Consider the following 24,833-nt stretch of genomic DNA (forward strand, 5'->3'; position numbering starts at 1 on the left):
CACATCTGAAATCCCATCATTCGTGCTTAGCCAAAAAATCCAGCAGCTTGGCTTCATCCCAGATATCGATGCCCAACTCCTGCGCCTTGGCGAGCTTGGAGCCGGCTTCTTCGCCGGCCACCACGAAGCTGGTCTTCTTCGAGACGCTGCCGGCGATCTTCGCGCCCAGGGCTTCCAGCCGTGCTTTGGCGTCATCGCGCGTCATAGCGGCCAAGGTACCGGTCAGCACCACGGTCTGGCCTTCCAGCAGGCCAGCTTCAATCACCGCATCGGCAGGCGTAAGGCGCAACAAGTTTTCCAAGGCTTCGCCGCTGCGAATCAATAGCGAGGCGTTTTCCGGAACTTCGAGCCAGGCCGTCAGCGCATTGGCCGAATCGGATGGCAAACCCGCGGTCACGTAGTTGTGCACGGGAGCGTCGCGCAGCGCTTCCGCACTCGCGAATGCGCTTGCCAGTTGTTCCGCGCGCACACGGGTGATCTTCGGAATCTCCAAGTCCACCAGCAACGTGGCGAGATTCATATCCGGACGCAGCTTGACCGAAGGTGGATGCGTATCGACGATGCGCACACCGCGCGCGAGCAGTTCGTCGATGACCTGCTGGTTACCCGGTTGATCGAAGAAATGACCGGCCGAGCGCGCGACTTCGCCGCCGATATCGGGCACACGCTTAAGCATCGGCCACGGCATCCGCCGGATCAGCTCCAGATCGCCAAACCACAGCGCCAGCGCTTTGGCCGTGCTCTCGCCGACATGCTGGATGCCCAGCGCATAGAGGAAACGCTCCAGCGTGGTCGTGCGGCTTTTGTCGATGGCATCGATCAGGTTGTCCGCCCATTTGGTCGCGACCTTGCCGGACTTCACCGTCTCAGGAGTCGAATTATCTCGCTCGTCCGCGCGCCGTTTCATCTCCAGCAGATCTTCTTGCGTCAGCTTGTAGAGATCGGCCACCGAGGTGACGTAGCCCAGATCGCTCAGCACCTCGATATAACGTTCGCCCAGACCCTCGATGTCCATCGCGCGGCGCGAGGCGAAGTGGCCGATCGCCTCCTTGCGTTGGGCCGCGCAGGTCAGCTCGCCGGAACAGCGCCAGACCGCTTCGCCTTCCTCACGCACCAGCTCCGAGCCGCAGACCGGACAATGGCTGGGCATCGACCACGGTTGAGTGTTGGGCGGGCGGCGGTCGAGCACGACGCTGACGACTTCGGGAATCACATCGCCGGCACGGCGCACGATCACGGTATCGCCATTGCGCACATCCAACCGCGCCACCTGGTCCGCGTTGTGCAGCGTTGCCCGGGTGACGGTGACGCCGCCGACCTGTACCGGCTGCATCAATACCCAGGGCGTGACCGCGCCGGTGCGGCCGACGTTGACCTCGATCGATTCGACCGTGGTCATCTGTTCCTGTGCTGGAAATTTGTGCGCGATCGCCCACCGCGGCGCACGCGAAACGAACCCCATTTCGCGCTGGCCTTCGTAGTCATCCAGCTTGTAGACCACGCCATCGATGTCGAATGGAAGTTTGTCGCGCTTGGCGCCTATCGCACGGTAGTAATCCAGCAGGCCGGATAAGCCGTCGACTACTTTGTTCTCCCCGCTGACCGGGAAACCCCAGTCGCGCAGGCGCGCCAACGTCTTCGAATGGGTGGGCGGCAACTCGCCGCCTTCGACCCGCCCCACCGCATAGGCATAGAACGCCAACGGCCGCTGCGCCGTCATGCGCGGATCCAGCTGCCGCAATGAACCCGCTGCACCGTTGCGCGGGTTGGCCAGCACCTTCCCGCCTTCTTTCAACATGCGCTCGTTGTAGGCCTTGAACGCCGCCAGCGGCATATAGACTTCGCCGCGCACTTCCAATGTTTTCGGCCAGCCGGTGCCACGCAGTTGCAGCGGAATGGCCTTGATGGTGCGCAGGTTGACGGTGACGTCCTCACCCGTGGCGCCGTCTCCGCGCGTAGCGCCTTGAACGAATACGCCGTCTTCATAACGCAGGCTGATAGCCAATCCGTCCAGCTTCGGTTCGGCGGAGAACAACAGATGTGGGCGTTTCAGTTTCTCCGCAATGCGGCGGGCGAAGTCCTGCACTTCCTCATCGCTGAAGGCATTGCCCAGCGACAGCATGGGGACCGCATGGCGCACTTCCGCAAATTTTGCCGACGGCGCGTTGCCCACGCGCTGGGAGGGTGAATCCGGGGTCACCAGCTCCGGGTGCGCAGATTCCAGATTGTCCAGTTCGCGCAGCATCCGGTCGTACTCGGCGTCCGGAATATTCGGCTCATCCAGCACGTGGTAGCGGTAGTTGGCGTCGTGTAGCAGACGGCGGAGTTCGGCGATGCGGGTGGCGGGATCTTTGTCTGTCATCGGAAAGAAAGATCTGCTGTTTCCTTCTCCCATCGGGAGAAGGTGGCGCGTAGCGCCGGATGAGGGTACGGCGGAGTCAGTGTCGTCGGAACCATCAACGATTTCACCGGACCCTCACCCCAACCCCTCTCCCAATGGGAGAGGGGCTTAAAGCCCTACCAGCGCGGCGACTTGGTCAGCGGCGGCGCTTCGTGCTGTCGGTCATAGCCGCGGAGTTCTTCGCGGATGTGCTGGATGCGCTGGCGGCCCAGGGTGTTGCGGCTGTCGTCCAGCACCACGCCATTCAACAGTTCGGCCATGCGTTCGACGTTGGGTAGCAATTTTTCCCAGGCTTCCAATGCGGTGATCGGTGCCGGCAAGGTCAGGAAGAATGCGATGGCGGGCGTTTCCATTTCGCGGATGTTGGCCATGTCGAAGCTGCCCGGCTGCATGATGTTGGCCATGCTGAAGATCGGCCCGCGCTCCGGGTGACCTTCGATCAGCCGGTGGAATACGTTCATATGGCCGAACGTCAGCCCGGTCTTTTCGGCCGCTACCACGATGTCCTCGCCGCGCAACGTATGGCCAGCCTTGGCCGCCACGTACAGCGAAACGATCTTGTCGAAATCCTGGCTGGGGCGCTTGCCCAGGTCGCTGTCGAAATGCGAGGTTGGCGTGCCCCCGGCCAGTCCCAGCTCCGGCTGAGTGACCGCATCGTCGCTGTAATCGTGCTCGGTCGCGTCGTCGGCCGACAGGCTGGGCTCCACCCGTGCGTTGTCGCGCTCGCTGGGCTCCACCCGCCGGCCTTGGCTCGGCTTCTTGGGCCGGCCGAAAAAGAATATTGCGGCAAACAGGATCACGCCCGCGATCAGGATGCCGATTCGAAGCATTGCCATGTCGGACACTAGGGGATTCTCCGGCAGGGTTTCTGGGTCAGGATCATGCTGCTTAGGATCATGCGGCTCAGGATCATGCCGCCCCGGCCAAGCGGGCGGCTTCTTCCAGGTCCACCGATACCAATCGGCTGACGCCGGGCTCCCGCATGGTAACGCCACTGAGCTGGTGCGCGGCCTCCATGGTCGCTTTGTTGTGGCTGACGAACAGGAACTGCACCTTCTCGCTCATCTCCTTCACCATGGCGGTGAAGCGGCCCACGTTGGCCTCGTCCAGCGGTGCGTCCACCTCGTCCAGCAAGCAGAAAGGCGCGGGATTCAGCTGGAAGATGGCGAAGACCAGTGCCACCGCCGTCATTGCCTTTTCGCCACCGGACAACAGCGAAATGTTGGATACGCGCTTGCCCGGCGGGCGCGCCATGATGGCCACGCCGGTGTCCAGCAGGTCTTCGCCGGTCAGTTCCAGATAGGCATGACCGCCGCCGAACAGGCGCGGGTAAAGCTCCTGTACGCCGGCGTTGACGCGGTCGAAGGTGTCCTTGAAGCGGCCGCGGGTCTCGCGGTCGATCTTGCGGATGGCCTCCTCCAAGGTTTCCAGCGCCGAGTTGAGGTCGGCATCCTGCGCTTCCAGGTATTCGGAGCGCTGCGAGGCTTCGCCGTATTCGTGGATAGCCGCCAGGTTGACCGGCTCCAGCCGGCGCATACGGCCGTCGATTTGATTGACGGTCTGTTCCCAGTCCGACAGGTTGGCGACTTCCGGCAGCGTATTGATAACGTCTTCCAATACGAAGCCGGCGGCAACCACCGCTTCGGACAGCTGCTCGGCCTTCAGGGCCAGGGCCTGCTGGTCCAGCTTGCGTTGCGAAATCCGCTCGCGCTGGGCCAGCGACTGTTCGTCGCGCTGATGGCGGGTTTGTTCGTACTGGCGCAGTTCGTTGTCGATCGCTTCCAGGGCCGCGCGGGCTTCGGCCAGGTGGCGGTCGGCGTTGACACGCTGCTCCAGCGCGGCTTGGCGCTGGGCCTCTAGATCATGCACGGGTGAATCGCCGTCACTCAATTGCGCCGTAAGTTCACCCAGACGCGAATCGAGCTGGCCGCGTTGTCCGCTCATGCGGTCCAACGCTTGGCTTAATGCCACGATCTGCGCGCGCTGCGATTCCAACGTCAGCGCCAATGCGTGCGTGGCATCGCGCGAAGCACGGGCGGCTTCGCGGGCCTGATCGCGCGCTTCGACGAATTGGCGGCGCTCGGCTTCCAACGCTTGGCGGGCTGATTCCAGGTCGCCCATGCTGGTGATCGCATCTTCCAACCGGGTACGCGCTTCGCGGGCTTGTTCGCGGCTGGTATCCAGGGTTTCGACCAGTTGAGCTATTTCCTGATCGATCTTTTCGATGCGACCGCGGGTGGATTCCACCCTGCCTTTCTGGCTCTGCAGTTGCCCGGCCAGTTCCGAGACGCTGCGATGCGCCATGTAGAGGGCGCGCTGGGCATCTTCGCGGTGCTGTTCGGCGGCCAGCAGCTGATCGCGCAAGGTAGCGAGGCGGTGCTCCAGTTCGGCCTCGCGTTGCTGCAGTTCTTCGATCTCCACGCGTAGCGACTGGATCTCGCGCTCGCGCAGCAAGGCGCCCTGCTTCGCGGCGCCGGAACGCGTTACCCGCACCCAGCCGGCGCCTAGACGCTCGCCGTTGCGAGTAATGACTGAATCGCCCTCGCCCAGCTGCGATTGCAGGCGACGTGCTTCGGCCAGATCTTCGGCGACATGAAGGCGGGCGAGCAGGCGGCGAATGGCGGCGGGACCCTGCACTTTTGCCGCCAACGAGGTCGGCGCGAAATCGATCTCTTGCGAGTCGGCGGAGACCAGGGCGATACGGCCTTCACCCAGCTCGCCCAAGGCATCGACCAAGCGTTCCGGGGCATCGACCAGCACGCCTTCGATTAGTTGACCCAGCGCGCCTTCCACGGCGTTTTCCCAACCGGATTCGACCGTGAGCTTCTCGCCGACGCGCGCGGCGCTGTCCAGGCCGCGTGCTTTCAGCCAGGCCACCGCGGCGCCCTGTTCCTGGCCGAGCGCTGCGTGCTGCAAGGTTTCCAGCGAGGACAAGCGGCCGCGCGATTCCTGGGTGCGCTTGCGTACTTCCGAGAGTTCGCCTTGGGTGGTGCGCTGCTGTTCCTGCACGTCAGCGGCAGCCTGCTTGCGGGCTTCCACCTGCTCGTTCAGCGATTCCAGCGATTCTTTCTGGGTGTCATGCTGGACTTGCAGTTGCTCGAAGGCATCGGCCAACGCGGTCAGGTCCAGCCCGGTGCGTTCGCCGGCAAGGGCTTCGCGGCGGCGCTCGGCTTCGAATGCCTGCCGGTCGAGATAATCAACGCGGGTACGCTCCACTTCGCCGGCGCGCGATGCTTCGGCGGACTCGCGGCTGTGGGTTTCCCAACGCTGCTGCCAGTCGGCTAGCTTGGTTTCGGCCTCGCGCAGCGCGTCCTGTTTGAACAGGTCGTCTTCCTGCAACTGTGCCAGTTGCGGTTCGGCATCGGCCACGGATTCGCGCAGCACGGCCAGTTTGGTCTCATCGCCGCTGATGTGCTGGCCGAGCTCGGCCAGTTGGTGGGCGGCTTCTTCTCGGGCCTTGCGCAGGCGCTCGGCCAACTCGTGCTGGTGCTGGATCTGCTGCTCGATGCGGGCAAGCGTGCTGCCCACTTGGTAGACCTCAGCCTGCGCCTTGTTGAGGTTCTCGACGGATTCCTCGCGGCGCACACGGTCGGTTTCGATCTGGCGCTCGGCTTCGCGCTGCTCAGCGATCAACTGCTGCAGCTTGGTTTCTTCCTGCGACAAACCCTCGCGAAGCGCTTGCAAGCGGCTATCCAAGCCACGGAATTCCAGCGCCTTCCATTCGGCATCCTTGACGCGTCGTTCTTCCTGCAACGCCTGGTACTGCTCGGCTTGCTTGGCCTGGCGCTTCAGGTGCTCCAGTTGCTTGCTGATTTCCTCGCGCAGATCGCTGAGGCGTTCCAGGTTTTCGCGGGTGTGGCGGATGCGGGTCTCGGTTTCCTTGCGTCGTTCCTTGTACTTGGAGATGCCGGCAGCTTCCTCCAAATAGATACGCAGGTCTTCCGGCCGCGCCTCGATGATCTGACTGATCATGCCCTGCTCGATGATCGAGTAGCTGCGCGGGCCGAGGCCCGTGCCCAGGAACAGGTCGGTGATGTCGCGGCGGCGGCACTTGGTGCCATTGAGGTAGTAATTGCTCTGCCCGTCGCGGCTGACCTGGCGCTTGACTGAGATTTCGTTGAACGCGGCGAATTCGCCAGCGATGGTGTGGTCGCTGTTATCGAAGATCAATTCCACCGTAGCCTGCGAGACGGGTTTGCGCGCGGAAGAACCGGAGAAGATCACGTCCGTCAGCGAGTCGCCGCGCAGGCGACTGGCCGAGCTCTCACCCATGACCCAGCGCACCGCATCAATGATGTTGGATTTGCCGCAACCGTTGGGACCCACCACACCGGTCATGTTGGTGGGCAGATGCAGGGTGGTCGGGTCGACGAAGGATTTGAAACCGGACAGCTTGATAGTGGAAAGGCGCATGCGGCGTTGGTTTCCAGGGGCATCGCGGCCGGGTGGCCGGCGCGCTGCCAAAAGTATTAATCAGGATGAGTTGTTATCGCCAAGTTACTGAATTATCTGACGATAGCGCACCGCTTCCACGGCACTAACGCATGAGTATAGCCGGGCCCTGCTGGCAGGTGGCCCTATCCGGCTACCAGCACCCCTACATTCCTTTTCTGGGTCTATTCCAGCGCCAGCTCCAGCCGCACGCTGCCCTCATGCAGGCTGGGTGCCTTGGCGGCAGTGATGAATACACGCGTCGGGTCCAGCGCCCCGCCGGCCAGCAGGGCGTCCTGGATGGCGCTCGCCCTGGCCCGGCCCAGCTCCTGCAGTTCCGTGGGGGTGGGCTGGTAGTGCTCCAGAAGCCGGGTCCGTAGCCACGCCAGCGCCGCTTGGTCGCGCAAGCCTCGCTTCTCGGCGCGAGTGGCCTCGTCGGGGCTGGACTCGGGGTCGGGAATATCCGGTTTCTGGCCAAATTGCTGTCGGAAGAGTTTTTCCAACACGTCGATCTGTTCGTCCGCGGGCAAGACTACAAACGCTGTGGTCTCTGTTTTCTGCAAGCCCGCTGCCGCTTGCAACAGGCGCTGCTCGGCGATGGCCGTCGGATCCGCATCGGCGGCGATGCCCGCTGGAATGTCCAGGCGAAGCGTCGGCCGGTCGGCCAATCCCTTCGCCAGGGCCGCCAGGTTGCCGCGGGCCGCATCCGGTAGCTCGGCCGAACCCGGGGCGAAGCTGACGTACTGGGCGTCTTCCGCGCCCTGGAATAACGAGCCGATGAACGCGAACGGCGCAGTAACGATCTTTACCAGCAGATTCTTCAGGATTTGCCAGACCACCGGCCACACCCGGAATGTAGGATCGTCCAGCGAACCCGTTACCGGCAGGTCCAGATCGATCACGCCATGACGATCCTTCAGCAATGACGTCGCCAGCCGTATGGGCAACGACACCTTGTCCTTGCTGTCGGTAGCCTCACCCCATTCCAGCTGGTCCAGCAGCACGTGATGCGCGGCCTTCAGCTGCCGGTCGTCGATTTGATAGTGGAGTTCGGTGGTCAGCTTTCCCTTGGCGATGGCGTAACCGGCGAAGCGCCCGGAGTATGGGTTGAAGATCGGCAGATCGATGTTGCGAAATGTCATCGCGATATCGGTGTGCTTGTCGAAGGCGAACACATTGGTGCCGCCACGGATGGTCACGGGCGTGTAGCGATTGAGGATATGTCCGGTGAGGTCTATATCGGCGACAGAATCAGTAGCCGTGGAGAGCCCGCGGATCGTCCCGGCAAGTGATTCGATATGGGCGCGGAAGTTCGGATCGATAGAGTAGTCGGCGAACGCCATGGTGCCGCCGTCGAGGCGTAGCTCGCCGACCTTGACCGCCATGGTTGGCTCGGCAGTTTGTTCCGCCGCCTGTACACGTTTTGCGGCTGCAGACGGTGCAGTCGGAGGCGTAATGGGAGGTGCGGGATCGGCGAAAACATTCGCCAGATTGAGCGTCCGGTCCTGTTCCACGGTCACTATGGCGAAAGGCTTCCGTGCATGAATGCGCCGGATGCTGATCGATGCGGGTGTCTGCTTGTAATCCACGCCATAGGCATCTACACGCTGCCAGGACATCAGTTCGCGTTGCTCAGCCCGCTCCATCAGCTTGAAGCTGTCCAAGGAAGCGTCGCCGCTGAAACTGAGTGACTCGGCGGCGTCGGTCGGCGGCAGTTTCAACTCCCCTTTTGCATCCAGATTGCCGGAGCGCAATTCCAGTCGCGGGAAATCAGGCAGATAGCCCAGCACATCGCGTAAAGGCAGCGCGGAAAGATCCACCTGCAGCACCGCAGCAGTACTGGCGGGAATGACCTCGCCTTGCATGGACAAACGGGCGCCAGCATTGATGCCGGTCTGAAGCGTCACCGGCACCGGCCGGTCCATATCCAGGCCGATTCCGCTGGCGGTCAGCGAAAGCGGCTTCAGCCGGAAACGTGCCGCCGGTTTGACGGCCTTGTCCTCGAAATCCACGTCGGCGTTTTCCAGCACCAGCTGTGCCAAGTCGAATCGCCACTCATTGTTTGCGACGGTTGCATTCTCTTCTTCGGTGCTATGGGGAGTGCTATCGGACGGAAATAGCTGCTGCAGGTTCAAGCTGCCGTCGGCCTGCCGCCAAACCACGGCCTTCATGCCGTCGATTCGCATCGCATCGATGGCGATCTCCTGCTTGGCCAGGGAAACCCGCGTGTTATCCAGCGTCACCGATGGCAAGGTCACCCAGTCCGCCCGCAGGCCTTTGCTCCTCAGTGCGAGCGCGGTCGCCGATGCTTGGGACAATTGCGCTTCCAACTGCATCCCCGCTTTGGCTGGTGCCGAAAACCGATAGCGGCCCGCCAAATCGAAGCGGCCTGCGCTCAGCTCCATCGGCAGCTCTTCGCTGAGGAACTCATAGACGTTGCTGGCCTGCAAACCTTCGATATTCAGCGTTCCGTCCGAAGCGAACGGCTGCAGCGACAACGAGCCCTGCCAGTCGAGGCTTTCCCCTTTGTCGCCTTTGGCGTGCAACTGGAACCCGGCGCCGGACGCCATCGTGCGGAAATCGCGCAGGTCGAACTTGATCGGTGAAAGCCGCTTGGTGGGGGTGAGCCGGCGGCTGTGATCGGCGAAATCCAGGCCGCCGCGAGTGACAGTGAGCCGACGGATCCAGAGCGCCGGCGGCGGTCCGTCGTCCTGGCTCTTCGGCAGCAGATCGCCCAGATTCAGTGAACCATCCGGCCGGATGATCGCCTGGGCATAGGGAGCTTCCAGTGAAATTTCCCGGAAGGTATAGGCGCCCTCCCACAAGGAAGACACCTGAAAATCCGCGGCTAGCCGTTGCCAGGCCACCAGCGGCTGGCCGGCGCTGTTTCCGGGCTCTCGGATCGCCATATCGGCGATTTCGGCGCGAAAGGTGAACGGGTTGAAGCGTATTTCGCCCAGGCTCAACGACTTGCCCAGTTCGGTGCGCACGTAATCGATAGCGTGGCTGCGCGCCAGCCACGGGACACCCCAAAAACCAGCCGCGGCATACAGCCCCACCACCGATGCCAGCACAAGGCTGAGCAGGAGCAACCGACGCCGGATCCACTTCCACATGGCTCATCCTCCCGATAGGCCCCGCGGAAGGATCCTCCGCGGCGCCAGCGCTGCGAAAACGGCTTGCCGTCGGACTGTAGCAGCTCATTGCCGGCTCACGTCACCCGCATCGTCGGTGGTGTGCAGAGCAGGCATCGGTCATGCCTGCTAGGATCGCTCTGTTTGCCTGGCACGTCGCCCTGCGCGAACCCCCTTCCCCACTCACGAACTGGCCCTGACTACCGTGTCTTTCTTTGCATCCGTCGAAACCGTTCCCGGTGATCCGATCCTGGGATTGACCGAGGCTTACAACGCCGATACCCGCCCCGGCAAAGTGAATCTGGGCGTTGGCATCTACTACGACGAACAGGGCCGCATTCCGCTGCTCGACTCCGTCCGCACCATCGAACAAGCGCTGGCCGCCCAGGCGCGCGCACGCGGCTATCTGCCCATCGACGGGCTCCCTGCCTACAACCTGGCGACCCAGAAACTGCTATTCGGGGCGCAATCGGCTGCGTTGGACGCCGGTCGTGTGGCGACCTCGCAGACCGTAGGCGGCAGCGGAGCGCTGCGCATCGGCGCCGACTTCCTCAAGCGCGTACTGCCGCAGGCGAAAATCGCGATCAGCAGCCCTAGCTGGGAAAACCATCGCGTGGTGTTCGCCGCTGCGGGTTTCGAGGTCAGCGACTACCGCTACTACGACCCGGCGACGCACGGTTTGGATTTCCCCGGCATGTTGGCCGACCTGGCCGCGTTTGAGCCCGGTACTGTCGTGCTGCTGCACGCCTGCTGCCACAACCCGACCGGTGTGGACCTGACTGCTGCGCAATGGAAGCAAGTCGTCGACCTGATCAAGGATCGTCAGCTACTGCCCTTCATCGACATGGCCTACCAGGGTTTCGACCAAGGCACTGATGCCGATGCCACCGCGGTTCGCCTGTTCGCCGATTCGGGTGTGGGCTCGTTCCTGGTTGCCAGCTCCTATTCCAAATCGTTTTCGTTGTACGGCGAACGCGTGGGCGCGTTGTCGGTCGTCGCGGCCGACCGCGATGAAGCCAAGCGCGTGCAGTCGCAGATCAAGCGCACCATCCGCTCCAACTATTCCAGCCCGTCCACGCATGGAGGCGCGCTGGTGGCGGGCGTGTTGAGCAGCGATGAGTTGCGAGCACAGTGGGAAAACGAACTGGGCGGCATGCGCGAACGCATCCATGCCTTGCGCGCCGGGTTGGTGAGCAAGCTGGCAGCGCTGGGCGCACCGGAGTTCGGCTTCATCCAGCAGCAGGCCGGTATGTTCTCGTACTCAGGCTTGACCACCGCGCAGGTGGATCGCCTACGTGAGGAATACGCGATCTACGCCATCGGCACCGGCCGCATCTGCGTGGCCGCGCTGAGCCATCAGAACCTGGACAAGGTGGCCAAGGCGGTTTACTCGGTTAGTCGCTAACGGGCCTCGACACGGCACCATGTAGGAGCGGCGTCCTGGCTGTTGTAGGAGCGCCGTCCCGGCGCGAGCTCTTTCCATCAGATCGCGACAAAAGCGAAGAGCTCGCGCCGGGACGGCGCTCCTACAAAAGCCGCGACGCCGCTCCTACCGTCGTTCAACCTACCGAGACGCTACGCTTCCAACCGCAATCCGCTGTCTGCATCGAAGCAATGCACGCAGCGGCCGTCCACCACCATGCGCAGGTTTTCGCCGGGTTCCGGCAGTGCGCGTGGCGAGACTCGCGAAACCAGCAACTGATCATCGTAGCTGAGATTGACGAATATCTCGTTGCCTACCGGCTCGATCGCTTCGACCCGCGCTTCGAAACCAGCGTCGTCCACCCAAGAAGGCTGCAGATGCTCGGGGCGTACGCCGATGGCGATCGTCCTGCCCTGCCATGCTTGTGGCAACTGCGCGTGCGCCAACGGCACCACGGCGCCGCCCTCCAGCGTCAGGCAGGGCCGCTCGCCACACGTCAATTCGCCGAGTAGCACGTTCATCGCAGGACTGCCCAGAAACCCGGCGACAAACAGATTGGCCGGTTTCTCGTACAGCGCCATCGGCGTGTCGATCTGCTGGATCTGCCCGTCCTTTAGCACCACGATGCGTTGCCCCAACGTCATCGCCTCTACTTGGTCATGCGTGACATAGACCATGGTGGCTCCCAGCTGGCGATGCAGCCGAGCGATTTCGGTACGCATGGAATGGCGCAGCTTGGCATCCAGGTTGGATAGCGGCTCATCCAACAGGAAGACCGCAGGCTCGCGGACCAGCGCGCGCCCCAACGCCACCCGCTGACGCTGGCCGCCAGACATTTCGCGCGGCAACTTCTGCAGCATGTGGGTCATGCCCAGCGTTTCGGCGGCGGCGGCCACGCGTTGTTCGATCACGGCCTTGGGATGGCCCCGCAGCTTCAGGCCGAACGCCAGGTTCTCCGCCACGGTCATGTGCGGATACAGCGCATAGCTTTGGAAAACCATGGCGATATCGCGATCCTTGGGCGCCACCTGATTGACGACGCGGTCGCCGATGGACAGCGCGCCTTCGGAAACTTCCTCCAACCCGGCGATCATCCGCAGCAACGTGGATTTGCCGCAACCGGACGGCCCCACCAGCACCATCAGTTCGCCGTCGGCAACCTCGAAACTGGCGCCGTGCACGGCCACTTGGCCGTTGTCGTACACCTTGCGCACGCGGTCGAGTTGAACACTAGCCATCATTGCTCCGGTCGGGTCGCGCCCGTTTTCACCATGTCACTGCCCCCGGGCCCTCCCCAGTGACAGGCGAAGCCCGAAGGCATCCGCTGCGTCAATGGAAAATCCAGTTGGACATTCCGTCGCTGCCACAACCTTCATTTTTCACGTCGTGACGTTCGCTATTCTGCCATGTAATCGTTTTCACGACGTGCACCATAGGACTGCTCTGGAGAACTACGCCGATCCGTACCAATGACGGACCACCGCGACAATATGCCAGTGTTCCGCGCGACATCGACGCAACAACACTAGTTGCCTATCGATCCAAGCAACCGACTTGCCACGCAACGCGATGACGCCGTGGATAACAGCCGGCCGGCCGCTGCATATCCATGGCGCGCACAGGGATACCAAAACGCAAGCGGGCGGCACCGGTTCCCGCGCGTTATCATCCAGCGGCTGTCGGCCGACCATCATGGCTATCCCACTTGAGCAGAGGAAGAGCGAAGCGAATGCAGCGGAATACTTTCTGCAGTTATCACCTGATCAATAAGTACTTCTGCGCATGAATAGCGAAGCCAGGGTTCTTCTTGCCGATATCGGCGGCACCAATGCGCGTTTCGCGCTGGCCGATACCAGCACTCCCGAGCCGCTGCTGGTAGACAGCGTACGTGAGTTCGCAGTGGCGGATTTTCCGTCTTTGGCCGATGCCGCGCAGCATTACCTCAGCGAGACCAACGCCGTCGCGCAGAACGGCGTGTTCGCCGTGGCGGGTCGGGTGGACGGCGATGAAGCCCGAATCACCAATCATCCCTGGGTCATCTCGCTGCACCGTACCCGGCAGGCACTGGGCTTCGATGGCCTGAAATTGGTCAACGATTTCGCCGCCCAGGCCATGGCCATTTCGCTGCTGACGCCGCGCGATGTGGTGCCGATTGGCGGCGCTCGGTGGGCGCCCGCCCCGCTTTCCCAGCCACGCACTTATGCCGTAATCGGTCCCGGCACCGGTCTTGGCGTAGGCGGCCTGATCATCCGCGATGGCAAGTGCTACCCGCTGGAGACCGAGGGTGGCCACGTCAGTTTTCCGCCAGGTACCCCGGAAGAAATCGACATCCTGGAGCGGCTATCGGCGCAGTTCGGCCGGGTTTCCAACGAACGCCTGATCTGCGGACCGGGCTTGGTCAACCTGTATCGCGCGCTGAGCGAAATCGCCGGCGAAGATCCCGGCCCACTGCAACCCGCCGACGTCACCGCGCGCGCCGCGGGCGGCGATCCGCGCTGCATGCGGGCACTGGATGTTTTCTGCGCCGTGTTCGGGGCGATCGCTGGCGACCTGGTGCTGACGCTGGGAGCGTGGGACGGCGTATTCCTGACCGGCGGACTGGTGCCGAAGTTGCTGACTTCGCTGCAGCATTCCGGCTTCCGCGCCCGTTTCGAACACAAGGGCCGGTTCTCGCCCACCATGGCACGCGTGCCGACGTTGGCCATCCTGCATCCCCGTCCCGGCCTGTTGGGCGCAGCCGCCTATGCGGTGGAAGCATTCGGCCCGGCGAAACCATGACGTGCAGGTCTTGCAAGGGAAGCGATCCGTGGCCGCAGCTTCCGTCGCGATCGCAGGTCGGTGACGAATGCTGTTTTCACGAACGCTTTTCGTGCGAATCGGAACTGCGCGTCTAATTGATTCGGAATAAATTCACCTTGAAATCGACCGAATCAATTCCCCCACCCTTGCCCTCCCCCGCAATGCGAGGGAGGGAAAAGGGAAGGCACTCAAACAAGTTGAGTGCCACATCGATATGCACACCGATACACGTGCGTTGAATGGTCTTTCTTTGGTCGCTTTCACCGTCAGCGCAAAGCAAGTAGAAAGTAGAATGCCTATTCAGTCAGCTTCCACGTCCACGCACGTCTCCGCGCGCTCCGTCGTTCTTCCTCGTTCTTTTTCCGCCGCGACTTGCTCGACGTGCAGCCCGCAATCTCCCTATCCCGTTTCGGGCAAATGGAAATTACCTGGCGCGGCAACGATAAATAGACGCAATCCCCACGTTTCGCAGCCTAGCCTACGCCAATGAGCCTGCATCCCCGCATTCAAGAAATCACCGAACGTATCCGCCAGCGCAGTGCGCCATTGCGTCGCGCCTATCTGGACGGTATCGACGCCACCCACCTTGACGGCCCGCAGCGCACCCGCCTGAGCTGCGGCAACCTGGCCCACGCCTTCGCCGCCTGCGGCCCGACCGACAAAGGCCGGCTGCGCGCCGACGTAACGCCCAATCTGGGCATCGTCACGTCGTACAACGACATGCTGTCGGCGCACCAGCCGTTCGAGCACTACCCGGACATCGTGCGCGACACCGCCCGCGCGCTCGGCGCGACGGCGCAAGTCGCTGGCGGAGTGCCTGCGATGTGCGATGGCGTCACCCAAGGCCGTCCCGGCATGGAGCTGTCGCTGTTTTCGCGCGACGCCATCGCCCAGGCGACGGCCATCTCGCTGAGCCATGACATGTTCGATGCCGCGCTGTATTTGGGCGTGTGCGACAAGATCGTCCCCGGTTTGCTGATAGGCGCGCTCGCGTTCGGACATCTGCCGGCGGTGTTCGTGCCGGCCGGTCCCATGACGCCGGGCATTCCGAACAAGAAAAAAGCCGAAGTCCGCGAGCGCTACGCCGCCGGCGAAGCCACCCGCGAAGAACTGCTGGAAGCCGAATCGGCCAGCTATCACGGTCCGGGCACTTGCACGTTCTACGGCACCGCTAATTCCAACCAGGTGTTGCTGGAGGCGATGGGCCTGCAGTTGCCCGGCAGTTCCTTCATCAATCCCGATCAGCCGCTGCGCGAAGTGCTGACCCGCGCCGCGGCGGAGCGCGCCTTGCGCATCACCGCGTTGGGCAGCGACTACCGTCCCATCGGGCATCTGGTCGACGAGCGCGCCATCGTCAATGCCATGGCTGCGTTGATGGCGACCGGCGGCTCCACCAACCACACCATCCATTGGGTGGCAGTGGCGCGTGCCGCGGGCATCGTGCTGACCTGGGACGATATCGACCTGATTTCGCAAACCGTGCCGTTGCTGGCACGCGTGTACCCCAACGGCGAGGCTGACGTGAATCGCTTCGCCGCAGCCGGTGGTATCCAGTTCGTATTCCGCGAATTGCTGGAAGCCGGCCTGATGCACGACCTGCCGACCATCGTGCCCGGCGGCATGCGCGCGTATTGCGACGAGCCACGCTCCAATGACGGCCAACTGGACTATGTGCCGGGCCTGGCCAAGAGCGCCGACGAAAGCGTGGTGCGTCCGGTGTCGCAGGCGTTCGAACCGCAAGGCGGCTTGCGCCTGCTACGCGGCAATCTGGGCCGGGCATTGATCAAGACTTCAGCCGTGAAGCCCGAGTACCGCCATATCGAAGCGCCTGCCGTGGTCGTGGACGATCCCCGCGCCTTGAACAAGCTGCATGCGGCCGGCGTGCTGCCGCAGGATTTCATTGCGGTGGTGCGCTACCAAGGACCTCGCGCGAACGGCATGCCCGAACTGCATTCGCTGGCGCCGCTGCTGGGCTTGCTGCAGAACCAAGGCCGGCGCGTGGCGCTGGTCACCGACGGTCGCCTCTCTGGCGCATCAGGAAAAATTCCGGCTGCGATCCACGTTACTCCCGAAGCTGCACGCGGCGGGCCACTGGGCAAGCTGCGCGAAGGCGACATCGTTTGCCTGGACGCCGAAGCCGGCATCCTGGAAGTACGCGTGTCCGCCGAGGAATGGGCACTACGCGAACAGGCACCGAATACCACGCCGTCCGCACTCGACATCGGCCGTAGCTTGTTCGCAGTAAGCCGCGACGTAGTGACCCCCGCCGACCAGGGGGCGTTGTCGATTTCCTGCGGACCGCCGTATCACAACGGCACCTGGGAATACGATTCGGAATACGAACTAGGTGACCTGGCCGTGGCAGCCGAAGCGCCGCACGAAGCCAAGGACGCCTAGCAGACCCGTAGAGCGGAGCTTGCTCCGCTGTTCTTGGTTGGCTTGAAGCAAAAAGCAGCGGAGCAAGCTCCGCTCTACAATTCGCAGCAACGCACGCACCAAACACATTGCTCCTGGATCGCGAAACCACATGACCATCGAAGCCCGCCAGCAGAAAGCCGAACAACTCCTCCGCGCCGCCGGCATCCTGCCGGTGGTCACCGTGCACACGCTGGATGAAGCGCGCAAGGTTTCCGAGGCGCTGCTGAAAGGCGGGCTGCCGGCCATCGAGTTGACCCTGCGCACTCCGGTTGCGATGGAAGCGCTGGCGATGTTGAAGAAGGAACTGCCGGATATTGTGATCGGTGCGGGCACCGTGTTGACCACCAAACAGATCGAGCAATCCATTGCCGCTGGAGCGGACTTCCTGGTTACGCCAGGCACGCCCGCGGACATGGCCGATGCATTGGCCAAAGCACCCATCCCGGTGGTACCGGGCGCGGCAACGCCAACCGAGCTGCTGTCGCTGATGGCGCGCGGCTTCCGCGTTTGCAAACTGTTCCCCGCCTCCGCCGTGGGCGGGCTGTCGATGTTGAAAGGCCTGGCCGGCCCGCTGTCCGATCTCAAGATCTGCCCGACCGGCGGCATCACCGAAGACAACGCAGCCGATTATCTGTCGCAACCGAACGTCGTCTGCATCGGCGGTTCATGGATGGTGCCCAAGGCATGGCTGGACGCCGGCGACTGGGACAAGGTCACCGAAAGCTCCGCCAAAGCCGCCGCTATCGTGAAGAAAGCCCGCGGCTGATCGGCTCACACGTCAGCCGCTCTTTCCTTGCAGGAGCGGTATTTGCTTTTGTAGGAGCGGCGTCCCGCCGCGAGCTCTTCCTGCCATGTTTCGCAGAAGCAAAAAAGTCGCGCCGAGACGGCGCTCCTACAAGTGTTTCCTCCGGGAACGACGCCACACTGCCCTTCGCAATAGAACCGAAAGATCAGCGCGCGATTACCATCGCGAAGCGCGCACGCTTCCATAGCACCGCTTGCAGCACAAACCACGCGACCAGCAGCAGACCCAGCTGCCATTCCAGCGCGTTTTCCAGATGATCTTTCAACACAGCATCCGTCAGCACCAGGCTGGCGATGACGTTTCCCAGTCCCAGCGCCAGCATGGCCACGCAGATGGCCAACATCGCACTACCGATTCCTGCCATCAACTTCCCTTCTCGCCTCGCCAAGCGAAGAAACAGCAACTGCGCCAGGAATCCGAAACCGAAATACACCACCACGCCGTACCGGCGTAGGAAACGATAGATCTCGCCTTCGGTACCCAGGAAAGTCGTATAGATCGCCAGTGCCAGCGCAGAGAGCGCACCTAGAACGAGCATCGCGTCCGCCACCACATCCCGGGCACGCTCAGGTCGCCGCAACCATGCACGCGCCAGCCACCAGTTCAGCCCGTGCAACAACGCGCAAGGCAACACCGCCAGACGAAACAGCGAATTGCCCAATCCATGCCGCGCCGCGCGGCTGATCGATGTGCAGCCGTCCCAATACGGCACGCAAGCGGGAATATGTCCCTGCTGCATCGAGAGCCACCATGCCAGATGTACGGCACCCAGAAACAACAGCGCGATCGACAGCGGCAGCGGCCAGAGTGGCGTGGATCGAATGGATTCGGGCATACCTGATAATGCCTATTGACATCAGCGTGGCGACTTTAACCCACCAGGAGATGGTTGACCTTCGTAGAGCGGAGCTTGCTCCGCTGCTTTTTCCCGCAAGACAACGTGCGAAGAGCAGCGGAGCAAGCTCCGCTCTACGAAGGCTCTCCGGCTCTCATCGGACCTCGATCACCACTTTGGCCGGCAACTCATTGATACGCAGTTCGCCATTTTTCCATTCGGTGTCGCGCCCGTTGATGCGGGTCGAGCCCGGTGCTGTCGAGTACGGCCACGGCAGTATCAGGCCACCTGACGGCACGTCCAGACCAGCAGCAATTTCCAGGGTGACTGCTCCACTGGCGCGGCGCAGCGAATAATCCGGCTTGCCATTCGGCGTACGCAAGCCTTCAATCGCGATGCCCTCGCCTTCCAGCCAGCCCGTCGGTACGCCCGCCGCCAGCACGATGCTGTCGTCGACCTCGCGTACGTAGGCGAACATGTCCAGCGCAGAGCGGACGAAGTCCGACGCTACCCAGGCGTGCGGAAGGTCGCCAACGAAAAAGGGTTTGCGTGGAGTACGCGATACCACTTCGGCCCATTGATTCCAGGCCGTTGGCGCACGGTCCTTGAAGAAGAAGTCGATCGCCTGCCACGCCCGCTCACGCCACCCCAGCCGCACGAAAGCCGCCACGTTGCGCCATTCGTACGGCGTGTAATCCTTCCAGTCGCGCTTGCCGTCACGGCGTTGCTCGAAATCGCGCCAATAACGCTCGAAAGTGCTGTTCAGAAGCGTTGGCGGTAGCCGCCCCTGTTCACCGCCAGGTGCCAAAGCGATCGTCGTGGATGTCGCGTCAAAATCGCCCAACTCCGCCGAACCCGGCAAGTAGTCGATGTCGTGCTGTTCGACCGCAGCATCCAGAGAGGCATAAAGATCTTCGCGGAACTGATCGCGAGACGCCGCGAACTTCGCGGTTTCGGATTTTCCCAGCCATCTCGCTACATCGACTGCATCCTTGTAGCCGCGCAACGCCCAGAAGTTGTCCCAGTACGAATGCACCGGCTTGGCCGAGTAGCCTTCGTGACTGATCGACGCGGGCATCATGCCGTAGAAGGCCGGATTAACGCGGCGGTTGGCTTCGGTGCGCTCGCTCAAGCGCAGTTCTTCCATATAGCCGAACGCCTTGCGCACGTGCGGCCACATTTTCTTCAGGAAGGCATCGTCGCCGGTATAGCGGTAGTACTCGGCGATATTGAAGATGAGTTCGCCGTGGCTGTCGTTCTCCGGCACCGGATCGCTGCCACGGTCGTCTACGCAACAAGGGACTTTGCCGTTGTCGAACTGATACGGCGCGTACCAATCCACGTATTCCTTCACCACGTCCTCGCGGCCCATTCGCAGCAGGCCTTCGGAAATCATCGCGCCATCGCGTATCCAACTGCGCGAGTACGAACGCGTACCTGGTTGCAGACGCGGGCCAATGCGCGAGATCAGCATATGCGCGGTTGCTGTGCGCAAAGTGTCGGCTACCGCCTGCCCTTGTGGTGGCAAACGCAGCTTCACGCGGTCCAGCTTGCCACGCCATTCTTCGGCGACCATATGCTGGTTGGCCTGAGCTTGGCGCGCGGAAATGAAGCCGCTCTCCGTGTCGTCGCCGAATCCGCCCGTCATAGGTGCAAGCAAAGCAACTTCGTAGCTCTGCCCAGGGCTCAGGTGCACGCGATACAGCACAGCCCCAGAGGCTAGTCCTTCGACGTCGCGCGCCTGCGCAGGGCCGGATCCAGCGGCCTGGGCAAACTCCGCCTTGCCCATTCGCACGATCTGCGGCCAATGCCTTTCCGCAACCTGCCACACCGCACCGCCCGCATCGAAGCTGCTGGCAAACGCCGCATCCGGCACCGTTCCCAATCGCACTCGCGGCCGTCCATTGACCACGATGTCGCGCTCTTCGATCGACAATTCGTCGATGCGGCTCACGCCACCTACCGTGTTGAGGAACTGACTGGGCGGGTTGACCTGCATCGGCCGCGTCGCCAGGACAAAAACGTAGTCCTGCGGCGAAGAAGTGGTATTGACCAGTCGATACCGCGCCACCAACTGGGATTCTTCGCGTGTGCCTTGTGCGAAAGCAGTGACCTGCAGATTGAAGGTGGGATGCTGCCAATCCACTTGGGGAATCGGCAAATAGCCGTCCTGCAACGACTGCGTGATGGTGGCGTCGGCCCACGTCGTCAGCCGGCCATCCGCTATCACGAGCGGTTCGACGCTGAAGCCACCTTTGCCAAACTCGATGGCGCCGTCCTCTCCGATCAAGCCTTGCTCTTCGCCCCCATCGATGCCGACGATGGTCCAATAGGGCTGCTGACCACTGAAGCCGCGCGGATACCAGCCGCGTGGCGCGTCTTGGGCGACCGATTTGATGAAATCGTTGAGCGTCGCAGCGAAGGCCAGCGGCTGCACCTGCATTTCGACAAGACTCGCGGAAGAGGCCGGTCCGTCGCCCAGCGTCAGCCGAATGTAGCGCGCCTCCGACTCTGGCAATCCCAGATAATCGGTGCCGCCGTTGCCGTCCACCACAGTGCGTACATCACGCCAGGTTTTACCGTCGTCCGACAGCTGCACCAGATAGGTCGAGGCGTACTCGTCCTCTTTCCAAGTCAGCTTAAGGCCACCGAATTCGCGTACTCGTCCGAGATCCAGCGTCAGCTGTGGATCCACGTTGGCTGCGAAGTCGGAACTCCATACGGTGGCTGCATTGTCATCGGCGGCATGCGAAGCGGCGCTGCCCGGCATACTGGCGTTGGCGCTTGCAACCCCGCGTAGCGGCGCGCCATCGTCGACGGGTAGTGGCTGGAGCATCAGGTCATCGAAACATACCGAGCCCTTGCCGCCGACGTTGTTATAGATGGTGAACTCCAGCTTGGCGCTGCTGCGCAGCGTTTTATCCGGATCGGGACCCCAGGCTTTGTCGATGTGCCGCCGCTTGTAGCGGACGGTTGTCCACTGCGGCGGATAATCGTACTTGGGCCGATTGACCCACCACACATTGTCGCCGCTGGCGTCCACCAGCTTGAATTGCAGGTCGTTGCGCGGCGAGTCGCCACGTAGCTGAAACACGAACTGATAGTTCGGCGGATAGTCCAGCGGCAGATCCCGCTGGATGCCAGCGTGACCGGATACACCATTGAAGTTGTAGTCCAGGCAAAGTGCTTTGCCGCTGGTTCCGTCGACCTGACGGATGCTGCCGCTGACCTGATTGGAGGTCACCACGCGCCAGGCCGCAGGGTTGCTGAAGTCGTCGAGAATGCGTGTGGCCGGTTGAGCCATGGCAGTGAGAGGCAACGCAAGCGCCAGCAACGCCGCGCAAATCTTCCCATTCATACGCAGAATCTTCACCCCTTCACACTCCCCAGCAGCAAACCTTGGATGTAGTACCGCTGCAACACCAGGAACAACAGCAGCACCGGCATAACCGTCACGACCGATCCGGCCATCATCAGCTCATAGTCCATCACGTGTTCTCGCGAAAGCGACGCCAACGCGACTGGCAAGGTTTGCAGCTTATCGTCGCTCAGTACGATCAACGGCCACATGAAATCGTTCCATGCGCCCAGGAAGCTGAAGATGGCCAGCGTCACCAGAATCGGCTTGAGTCCCGGCAGTACGATCTGGAAGAAGATGCGCGCCTCGCTGGCGCCATCGATGCGCGCCGCCTCCAGCAGTTCGTCGGGAATGGAGCGCGAGTACTGGCGCACCAGGAAAATGCCGAAAATAGCCGCCATACCGGGCACGATAGCGCCGGCGTAGGTGTTTACCAGTCCCATCTGTTTCAACAGCAGGAACAGCGGCATCATCGCTACCTGCGCCGGTATGACCAGGGCCGCCAGCAACACACGGAATGTCCTGTCCCGGCCTTTGAAGCGCAATTTGGCGAAGGCATAGCCGGCCATGGTGTTGAACAACAGCGACAGCAGCATCACGCTGGTAGCCACGATGAAACTGTTGGCCAGATAGCGACCCATTCCCGCGCGCACGAACAGTTCGCGATAGTTATGCAATGTGGGAGCGGATGGCAGCAGCGGCGGCGGGAAGTGTCCGGCTTCGCCCGTCTGCATGAAGGACACCGACAACATCCACAGCAATGGCCCCAGGCTGATGATCGCAAGCAGCACCAACAGGGTGTTGACGATTATCGTGGCGGCGCGGTGATTCATGCCTTGGCGTCCGTCGCTGCGCAGGGGCGGCTTCCGATTGGTAGGAGCGCCATCCCGGCGCGAGCTCTTCCCATAAGATCGCGATAGAAGCGAAGAGCTCGCGCCGGGATGGCGCTCCTACACAAAGCGGTGCTATGTGAGGTTCCACACCAGGCAGCCATACACGCCGCGTTCGCCCATACGCCTCTCATTCCACGCCCCGCTTGCGGGCAATCCACAACAGACCGCTAGTCACCACCATCATCAACACGAACAGCAGGAATGCCACCGCCGAAGCGTTGCCCAGGCTCCACCACTTGAAGCCTTCTTCGTACATCAGATACAGCACGCTCTTGGTACTTTCCAACGGACCGCCTTGTGTCATCACATAGGGTTCGGCGAATAGTTGGAAGTAGCCCGCCATGGTCAATATACCGACCAGCAACATGACCGGGCCCAGCATCGGCAGCGTCACGTGACGGAATTGCGCCCACCGTGATGCGCCATCGATCCTCGCGGCTTCGTATAGATCTTCTGGAATGCTTTGCAGTCCCGCCAGGAAGATGATCATGTTGTAGCCAAAGTTCTTCCACACCGCGAACAGGATGATCGTCGGCATGGCCCAGTGCGGATCGCCCAGCCAGTCGATGGGATCGACTCCAACATACGACAATCCCCAGTTCACCAGCCCATACTTGGTGTGGAACAGGTAACGCCAGATCACCGCAACCGCTACAACGGTCGTCACCACCGGCGCAAAGAATGCCGTGCGAAAGAAACCCTTGAACCGCCCGAGCTTGGAGTGCAGAAGCAATGCCGCGCCGAGGGACAATGCCACCGACAGCGGTACGCCCACGATGACGAAATACAAGGTGTTGCCTAGCGACTTCCAGAACAGCGGATTCTGCAAGAGCCCAGCATAGTTGCCGAAGCCGACAAAGCGCAGATTGCCGATATCCGCCAGCGCGTAGATATCGAAGTCGGTCAGGCTGAGTGCCAGCGCCGCCAGCACCGGCAGTCCGAAGAACACCAGAATGACCGTCAATGCGGGCGCGGCGAACATCCACCCCGCCGTCGTCGGCTTCATGGCGCTGCACCTTTGTGTTCAGCCTGGTCCAGCATCCAACGCCGCTTTTCAAGAATGAGATCGGTACGCCGGTCCAACTCCGTTGCGGCCTCATCGACGTCGATACGGCCATTGGCGACCAGTTCCCCCACCAACCGCATTTCTGTCGCGATACGCTCCCATTCCGGCACCTTGGGGGTGGGTACAGCGCGTTCCAGTTGCTCCCGAAACGCCTTGGCGTACGGATCCTCGGCCAAGGCCGGCGTGGTCCAGGGCGAGCGCCGGGGCGGCAGATCGCCCGTCAACGCATGGAACTGTGCCTGCACCTGCGGCGAGGACAGATAGCTGATCAACCGCCACGCCGCGGCCTTGCGCGGCGAATCGCGGAACACCACGAAACTGGTGCCATTGGCCAGTGAAGCGCCCGGACCATCAGGTCCCGGCAATGGCATGGTCATCCAGTCGTCCTGCTGCGACTGCGGCAAGCGCTCCTTGAACTTGGCGATGTTCCAAGGGCCGGAGATGTAGAACGAGAAAAAGCCTTTTCCAAATTCATCCCAGACATTGGATATCTGGGTGCTGGTGGCGAGTGGCGCCCATCGCTTGTCAAACATCTCCTTGTAGAAGCCCAACGATTGCTTGAAACCAGCGCTGCGGAAATTTCCGTAGCGGCCATCATCGCGAAGCAGCGGCTCGGGCTGCTGTATCGCCAGGCTCAGCAGTGGCTCGAACTCGTTCAACGGCATCAGGATGGCGTAGTTGTCTGGCCCCACTTCGCGCTTCACTGCGGCCATGGCAGTTCGCCACTCGTCCCAGCTTTTCGGTGGCTGGTGGATCCCGGCTTTCTGCAGCATATCGGTACGATAGAACGGCAGCCGCGTTTCCACATACCACGGCACCGCATAGACACGTCCATCGACCACGCCGCTATCCCACACGCCGGGAAAGAAGTCGCCGGCATCGAAGTTGGACGTGGCGGCGATTTCATCGTCCAGCGGTTCCAGCGCACCCAACGCGGCGAATTCCGGGATCCACGTATTGCCCAGCGGGCAGACGTCCGGCAGTGCATTGCCCGCGAAGGCCGTCAGCAATTTCTCATGCGCGGACAACCACGGCAGCAGTTGCAAATCGACTTTGATATCGGGATTGCGTCGCTCGAATTCCGGCAACAGCTTGGCGACCACCTCGCCTTCGTACCCCATCACCCAAAAAGTGACCACTTGGCGGGAATCGCGCTCGCGTGCGCAGCTGGCGATCGTCGCGGCCATCAGCAGAGTCAGCAGCGCCAGGCAGCCGCGCATCAGGCGCTCCTTCGAGGCAAGGAGACGCCCGATGCGTGCTGAAGAGAACG

The 24,833-nt window shown here is 62.3% G+C and carries 14 protein-coding genes; 4 read left to right on the top strand and 10 right to left on the bottom strand.

Annotated features, from left to right (window positions below):
* Positions 1-16 precede the first annotated feature (16 nt).
* From ligA to AB6O04_RS09755, 4 genes are all read right to left on the bottom strand, one after another.
* Positions 17-2,362, bottom strand: coding sequence for an NAD-dependent DNA ligase LigA (ligA, locus tag AB6O04_RS09740; RefSeq protein WP_368563665.1), 2,346 nt, complete (start codon positions 2,360-2,362; stop codon positions 17-19).
* Positions 2,363-2,517: 155 nt separating this feature from the next.
* Complete coding sequence (gene zipA / locus AB6O04_RS09745; protein ID WP_368563666.1) at positions 2,518-3,246, bottom strand: cell division protein ZipA; 729 nt, start codon at positions 3,244-3,246, stop codon at positions 2,518-2,520.
* A gap of 64 nt (positions 3,247-3,310) precedes the next feature.
* The gene (smc, locus tag AB6O04_RS09750) at positions 3,311-6,814 is read right to left on the bottom strand and encodes a chromosome segregation protein SMC (protein ID WP_368563667.1); all 3,504 of its coding nucleotides are present in this window, start codon (positions 6,812-6,814) and stop codon (positions 3,311-3,313) included.
* Between the two features lie 203 nt (positions 6,815-7,017).
* Positions 7,018-9,948 (bottom strand): DUF748 domain-containing protein, encoded by a 2,931-nt coding sequence (locus AB6O04_RS09755; protein WP_368563668.1) that lies wholly within the window; start codon positions 9,946-9,948, stop codon positions 7,018-7,020.
* Between the two features lie 223 nt (positions 9,949-10,171).
* On the opposite strand from AB6O04_RS09755, the gene AB6O04_RS09760 reads away from it, so the two are divergent.
* Positions 10,172-11,371: an aromatic amino acid transaminase gene (locus AB6O04_RS09760; protein WP_368563669.1), complete on the top strand. Its 1,200-nt coding sequence runs from the start codon at positions 10,172-10,174 to the stop codon at positions 11,369-11,371.
* A 170-nt stretch (positions 11,372-11,541) separates the two neighbouring features.
* Here AB6O04_RS09760 and AB6O04_RS09765 read toward each other — a convergent pair whose 3' ends face one another.
* Complete coding sequence (locus AB6O04_RS09765; RefSeq protein WP_368563670.1) at positions 11,542-12,627, bottom strand: ABC transporter ATP-binding protein; 1,086 nt, start codon at positions 12,625-12,627, stop codon at positions 11,542-11,544.
* Positions 12,628-13,171: 544 nt separating this feature from the next.
* Between AB6O04_RS09765 and glk the strand changes: the two genes are divergently transcribed.
* The 3 genes from glk to AB6O04_RS09780 all read left to right on the top strand — a co-directional run bounded on the left by glk (position 13,172) and on the right by AB6O04_RS09780 (position 17,372).
* Positions 13,172-14,167, top strand: coding sequence for a glucokinase (glk, locus tag AB6O04_RS09770; protein ID WP_368563671.1), 996 nt, complete (start codon positions 13,172-13,174; stop codon positions 14,165-14,167).
* A gap of 507 nt (positions 14,168-14,674) precedes the next feature.
* On the top strand, positions 14,675-16,585 hold the full coding sequence (edd, locus tag AB6O04_RS09775) for a phosphogluconate dehydratase (RefSeq protein WP_368563672.1): 1,911 nt from the start codon (positions 14,675-14,677) through the stop codon (positions 16,583-16,585).
* 130 nt (positions 16,586-16,715) lie between these two features.
* Positions 16,716-17,372, top strand: coding sequence for a bifunctional 4-hydroxy-2-oxoglutarate aldolase/2-dehydro-3-deoxy-phosphogluconate aldolase (locus AB6O04_RS09780; protein WP_368563673.1), 657 nt, complete (start codon positions 16,716-16,718; stop codon positions 17,370-17,372).
* 184 nt (positions 17,373-17,556) lie between these two features.
* Here the strand turns inward: AB6O04_RS09780 and AB6O04_RS09785 are convergent, their stop codons facing one another.
* The 5 genes from AB6O04_RS09785 to AB6O04_RS09805 all read right to left on the bottom strand — a co-directional run bounded on the left by AB6O04_RS09785 (position 17,557) and on the right by AB6O04_RS09805 (position 24,783).
* Complete coding sequence (locus AB6O04_RS09785) at positions 17,557-18,246, bottom strand: hypothetical protein (RefSeq protein ID WP_368563674.1); 690 nt, start codon at positions 18,244-18,246, stop codon at positions 17,557-17,559.
* Positions 18,247-18,400: 154 nt separating this feature from the next.
* The gene (locus AB6O04_RS09790) at positions 18,401-21,550 is read right to left on the bottom strand and encodes a discoidin domain-containing protein (RefSeq protein WP_368563700.1); all 3,150 of its coding nucleotides are present in this window, start codon (positions 21,548-21,550) and stop codon (positions 18,401-18,403) included.
* Positions 21,551-21,615: 65 nt separating this feature from the next.
* On the bottom strand, positions 21,616-22,437 hold the full coding sequence (locus tag AB6O04_RS09795; protein WP_368563675.1) for a carbohydrate ABC transporter permease: 822 nt from the start codon (positions 22,435-22,437) through the stop codon (positions 21,616-21,618).
* Between the two features lie 187 nt (positions 22,438-22,624).
* Positions 22,625-23,503: a carbohydrate ABC transporter permease gene (locus tag AB6O04_RS09800; protein ID WP_368563676.1), complete on the bottom strand. Its 879-nt coding sequence runs from the start codon at positions 23,501-23,503 to the stop codon at positions 22,625-22,627.
* On the bottom strand, positions 23,500-24,783 hold the full coding sequence (locus tag AB6O04_RS09805) for a sugar ABC transporter substrate-binding protein (protein ID WP_368563677.1): 1,284 nt from the start codon (positions 24,781-24,783) through the stop codon (positions 23,500-23,502). The genes AB6O04_RS09800 and AB6O04_RS09805 overlap by 4 nt, the downstream gene beginning before the upstream one ends.
* Positions 24,784-24,833: the final 50 nt, after the last annotated feature.

Source organism: Pseudoxanthomonas sp. UTMC 1351, from assembly GCF_040948865.1.
In the GTDB taxonomy this organism is placed as follows: domain Bacteria; phylum Pseudomonadota; class Gammaproteobacteria; order Xanthomonadales; family Xanthomonadaceae; genus Pseudoxanthomonas_A.

Bases quoted from the DNA above. Each gene is read 5' to 3' on its own strand.
- glk (WP_368563671.1), top strand. From the start codon at position 13,172: ATGAATAGCGAAGCCAGGGTTCTTCTTGCCGATATCGGCGGCACCAAT.
- AB6O04_RS09755 (WP_368563668.1), bottom strand. From the start codon at position 9,948: ATGTGGAAGTGGATCCGGCGTCGGTTGCTCCTGCTCAGCCTTGTGCTG.
- AB6O04_RS09795 (WP_368563675.1), bottom strand. From the start codon at position 22,437: ATGAATCACCGCGCCGCCACGATAATCGTCAACACCCTGTTGGTGCTG.
- AB6O04_RS09790 (WP_368563700.1), bottom strand. From the start codon at position 21,550: ATGGCTCAACCGGCCACACGCATTCTCGACGACTTCAGCAACCCTGCG.
- AB6O04_RS09765 (WP_368563670.1), bottom strand. From the start codon at position 12,627: ATGGCTAGTGTTCAACTCGACCGCGTGCGCAAGGTGTACGACAACGGC.
- AB6O04_RS09800 (WP_368563676.1), bottom strand. From the start codon at position 23,503: ATGAAGCCGACGACGGCGGGGTGGATGTTCGCCGCGCCCGCATTGACG.
- smc (WP_368563667.1), bottom strand. From the start codon at position 6,814: ATGCGCCTTTCCACTATCAAGCTGTCCGGTTTCAAATCCTTCGTCGAC.
- ligA (WP_368563665.1), bottom strand. From the start codon at position 2,362: ATGACAGACAAAGATCCCGCCACCCGCATCGCCGAACTCCGCCGTCTG.
- edd (WP_368563672.1), top strand. From the start codon at position 14,675: ATGAGCCTGCATCCCCGCATTCAAGAAATCACCGAACGTATCCGCCAG.
- AB6O04_RS09785 (WP_368563674.1), bottom strand. From the start codon at position 18,246: ATGCCCGAATCCATTCGATCCACGCCACTCTGGCCGCTGCCGCTGTCG.
- AB6O04_RS09780 (WP_368563673.1), top strand. From the start codon at position 16,716: ATGACCATCGAAGCCCGCCAGCAGAAAGCCGAACAACTCCTCCGCGCC.
- AB6O04_RS09805 (WP_368563677.1), bottom strand. From the start codon at position 24,783: ATGCGCGGCTGCCTGGCGCTGCTGACTCTGCTGATGGCCGCGACGATC.